General features: G+C 73.6%; 4 protein-coding genes. 3 read left to right on the forward strand and 1 reads right to left on the reverse strand.

All coding sequences use genetic code 11. The features are described from left to right. On the forward strand, window positions 1–864 hold an 864-nt coding region (locus AX737_RS10485; RefSeq protein WP_066921131.1), incomplete at its 5' end, for an SDR family oxidoreductase. Window positions 865–1,115: 251 nt separating this feature from the next. Here the strand turns inward: AX737_RS10485 and AX737_RS10490 are convergent. Beyond that, window positions 1,116–2,312, reverse strand: a complete 1,197-nt coding sequence (locus AX737_RS10490; RefSeq protein WP_066921133.1) for an aminotransferase class V-fold PLP-dependent enzyme — start codon at window positions 2,310–2,312, stop codon at window positions 1,116–1,118. A gap of 166 nt (window positions 2,313–2,478) precedes the next feature. Between AX737_RS10490 and AX737_RS10495 the strand changes: the two genes are divergently transcribed. Further along, entirely contained in the window at window positions 2,479–2,997 is a 519-nt protein-coding gene (locus AX737_RS10495; protein WP_066921135.1) for a TspO/MBR family protein, read from the forward strand. A gap of 60 nt (window positions 2,998–3,057) precedes the next feature. Further along, window positions 3,058–4,078 (forward strand): Tex-like N-terminal domain-containing protein (locus AX737_RS10500; protein ID WP_280949066.1); only part of this gene is annotated, 1,021 nt, incomplete at its 3' end.

A 4,078-nucleotide genomic window follows, 5' to 3' on the forward strand; every position in this document is an offset into this window, starting at 1 on the left:
CCGCTCGCCTTCGCGGTCGACGTCGCCGAGGCGGATCAGGTCGAGCGGGCGGCCGACGAGATCGCCGCGTTCTTCGGCGGCATCGACGTCTGGGTGAACAACGCGATGGTGACGGTCTACGCGCCCGTGCGCGAGACCCCGCCCGAGGAGTTCCGGCACGTCACGGCGGTGACCTATCTGGGGCAGGTGCACGGCACGCTGGCCGCCTTGAAGCACATGGTGCCGCGCGACCGGGGCACCATCGTGCAGATCGGTTCGGCGCTCGCCTACCGCTCGATCCCGCTCCAGGCGAGCTACTGCGCCGCCAAGGCTGCCGTGCGCGGCTTCGTGGACTCGCTGCGCAGCGAGTTGCTGCACGACGGCAGCCGGGTTCGGCTCACCATGGTGCAGTTGCCCGCGGTCAACACGCCGCAATTCGACTGGGCGCGCTCCCGCCTGCCGCGCAAGCTCGAACCGGTGCCGCCGATCTACCAGCCCGAGGCGATCGCCCGGCACGTCTACCGGGCGGCGCACGAGGCGCCGCGCGAGCTCTGGATCGGCGCCTCGGCCTGGAAGGCGATCCTCGGCAATATGCTGATCCCGGGCTGGATCGACCACTACCTCGCCCGGAACGGCTATCACGGGGAGATGACCGACATGCGTGCCGACAGGGACCGCCCCGACAACCTCTACGAGCCGGTCGACACCGATCCCGGCGCGCACGGCCGCTTCGACGCGCGCTCGCGCGACACGGTCGTGGCCGCGAGCCCGCGCTGGCTCAAGCTCGGCCTCGCCGCCGCGCTCGGCGCGGTGGCCGGCGCGACGCTCTTCGCCACCGAGGCGCACGGGCGCTCGGAGGGGCGGCGGCGGGTGGAGCGGCGCTGAGGAGCCGGGTCCATAGGACTTCGCCGATCCACGCGGATGAACCACTCACCTTTTCCCCGACGCCTGGAACGAAGTGGACGGTGATCCGGGATCCAGAAAAGAAGCGCCGCGAAGCGGCTCGATCTCCGACACCGGTGTCGCAGGCGGACGCTTCGCGCCTTCCCGTGCCGGGTCCCGGATCACCCTCCGCTATCGCTCCGGGCGTCCGGGAAAAGGGTGGTGATGTTCGAGACCTCGTCACCCACTTCTGTTCAGCCGTGGGCCGCCCGCAGCGCCGCGTCGAGATCGGCGAAGAGGTCGTCCGGATCCTCGATGCCGGTGGAGAGGCGCAGGAGGTCGGGCGGGCAGGGCGTGCCCGGCCCCTCGACCGAGGCGCGGTGCTCGATCAGGCTCTCGACGCCGCCGAGCGAGGTCGCCCGCTTCCACAGCGCGACCCGGGCGGCGGTCGCGATCGCCGCCCCCTCCCCGCCCCGCACCCGGATCGACAGCATGTAGCCGAACCCGCCCTCCATCTGCCGGGCGGCGACCGCGTGGCCGGGATCGTCGGGCAGGCCCGGATAGAGCACGCGGGCGACGTGCGGGTGGGCGCCGAGCCGGGTCGCGAGCGCCAGCGCACCCGCGGCCTGCCGCTCCGCGCGCAGGTGCAGGGTGCGCAGCGAGCGCATCAGCAGGTAGGCCTCGAACGGTCCGAGGATCGCGCCCCCGCTCGCCCGGATCGCGCCGACCCGCGCCCAGAAGGCGTCGGCCTCGCGCGCGGCGAGCACGCCGGCCACCACGTCCGAGTGCCCGTTCAGGATCTTGGTGCCGGAGTGCATCACGATGTCGGCGCCGAGCGCGAGCGGCCGGGTGTGGACCGGCGAGGCGGCGGTGGAATCGACCGCGAGCCGGGCGCCCGCCGCGTGCGCGATCTCGGCCGCCCCCGCGATGTCGGTGACGGTCCAGAGCGGGTTGCCGGGCGTCTCGATCCAGACGAGCTTCGTGCGCCCCGGCTGCACGGCGGCGCGCAGGCGCCCGGGATCCTCGGCGTCCGTGAAATCGACCGCGAGGCCGCGGCGCGGCCCCTCCTCGCGCAGCCAGCGCTTCAGGGCCCAGTACATCACGTTCGGCGCCACCACGTGGTCGCCGGGCTCCAGCGCGCCGAAGACGGCGGTCGCCGCCGCCATGCCGGAGCCGAACAGCAGCGCGCCGGCGCCTGCCTCCTCCAGCATCGCCAGCACGGCCTCGGCCTCCCGCACCGTGGCGTTGTCCGGCCGGGCGTAGGAGAAGCCCGACGAGTAGGCGTTGTCGGGATCGCGGATGAAGGTGGTGGCGACGTGGAGCGGGGGCACCACGCCCCGAGTGACCGGATCGATCCGCCCCAGAGCCTGCGCGGCGCGGCTGCGGCGGGAGAAGGCCGCGATCGGCTCGCCCGCATCCTCGGGGCCGGCCGGCGCGTTGGTCCGTGACATGGCGGTCTCCCGTCGCTCCTGGCCCCTGCCCGAGCGCCGGTCGGCGCGCTAGGTGGTGGCAGGGACGGCGCCTGACACGATCCGGGTCGGAACCGCAAGGCGGGCGACCGTCGGCGGACGGTCTTCCGGACGGCCTTCGAGACGCCTTTTCGCGAGCGGCACCACCATGACCACCGCCCTCCACCTGCCCGAAGAGCCGGCCCTGCGCCCCTGGCTGCGGCTCGCCGCCGCGATCCTGCCGGTCGCCGCCACCGCCGCGCTCGGTTCCGCCTCGACGCAGGCGGAGATCCCCGGCTGGTACGCCGGCCTGAACAAGCCGGGCTTCAACCCGCCGAACTGGGTCTTCCCCGTCGCCTGGACCATCCTCTACACGATGATCGCCGTCTCGGCCTGGCGGCTCCTCGGCGCGAGGCCGCGCACCGGGCCCGCGCGGCAGGGCTGGTGGCTCGCCGTCCTGGCCTTCGCGGTCCAGCTCGCGCTGAACGCCGCCTGGACGCCGGTCTTCTTCAGCGCGCACGCGATCGGGGTTGCCCTCGTTGTCGTGGTGGCCCTCCTCGTGATGGTGCTCTGGACCATCCGGCTGAGCTGGCGCTTCGACCGGGTCGCGGCGTGGCTCCTCGTTCCCTATGCCGGCTGGGTTGCCTTCGCGAGCCTGCTCAACGCCGCGATCCTGCGCCTCAACTGAGGCCGGGTTGACGCCTCCCCGAGGCCGGCGCCACACCCGCCCGGAATCCAGGGAGGGACCATGAGCGGCATCAACGGGCGCATCGCGGCGGAACTCGGCGTGGCCGAGGCCCAGGTGAGGGCGGCGGTCGATCTCCTCGACGGCGGGGCCACGGTGCCGTTCATCGCCCGCTACCGCAAGGAGGCGACGGGCGCGCTCGACGACGCGCAACTGCGCACGCTCGAGGAGCGCCTCGCCTACCTGCGCGACCTCGAAGGGCGCCGGGCCGCGATCCTCGACAGCATCCGCCAGCAGGGCAAGCTCGACGCGGAGCTGGCCGCCCGGATCGCCCGGGCCGACACCAAGGCCCGGCTCGAGGACCTCTACCTGCCGTTCCGGCCCAAGCGCCGCAACAAGGCGCTTGCCGCCCGCGAGGCCGGGCTGGAGCCCCTGGCCGAGGCCCTGCTCGCCCGGCCGGACCTGGACCCGGCCGCGCAGGCCAAAAAGTTTGCCGGCAACGAGGAAGTTCTGGACCCCGAGGCTGCGCTGGAGGGCGCGCGTGCGATCCTGATCGAGCGCGCTTGCGAGAGAGCCGAACTCGTTGGAGCGCTGCGCGAGTCCGGCTGGCAGAGGGGCCGCATGACCGCGGCCGTGCGCAAGGGCAAGCGCGAGGCCGGCGAGAAGTTTGCCGACTATTTCGACTTTTCCGAGCCCCTGACCAAGCTCCCCTCGCACCGTATCCTCGCCCTGTTCCGGGGCGAGAAGGAGGAGGTGCTGGACCTCGACATCGCCGACGCCGAGGAGCCTCGGCCCGGCGCCCTTGGCTGGCAGGAGGCCCGCATCGCGCAGGCGCTCGGCGTCGCGGACCGGGGCCGGCCGGGCGACCGCTTCCTCCTCGACACCGTGCGACAGTGCTGGCGCAAGCGCCTGAAACCCGCCACCGACACGGATCTGCGCGCCCGCCTCTGGGCGGTCGCCGAGGAGGGCGCCGTCACGGTCTTCGCCCGCAACCTGCGCGATCTGCTGCTCGCCGCCCCGGCGGGCGCCCGGCCCACCCTCGGGCTCGACCCCGGCTACCGCACGGGCGTGAAGGTCGCGGCGG

Source organism: Methylobacterium sp. CCH5-D2, assembly GCF_001556475.1.
Lineage (GTDB): Bacteria > Pseudomonadota > Alphaproteobacteria > Rhizobiales > Beijerinckiaceae > Methylobacterium > Methylobacterium hispanicum.

What these genes read in the sequence shown, in the direction of transcription:
- AX737_RS10495 (WP_066921135.1), top strand. Translation starts at nt 2,479, where the DNA reads ATGACCACCGCCCTCCACCTGCCCGAAGAGCCGGCCCTGCGCCCCTGG.
- AX737_RS10490 (WP_066921133.1), bottom strand. Translation starts at nt 2,312, where the DNA reads ATGTCACGGACCAACGCGCCGGCCGGCCCCGAGGATGCGGGCGAGCCG.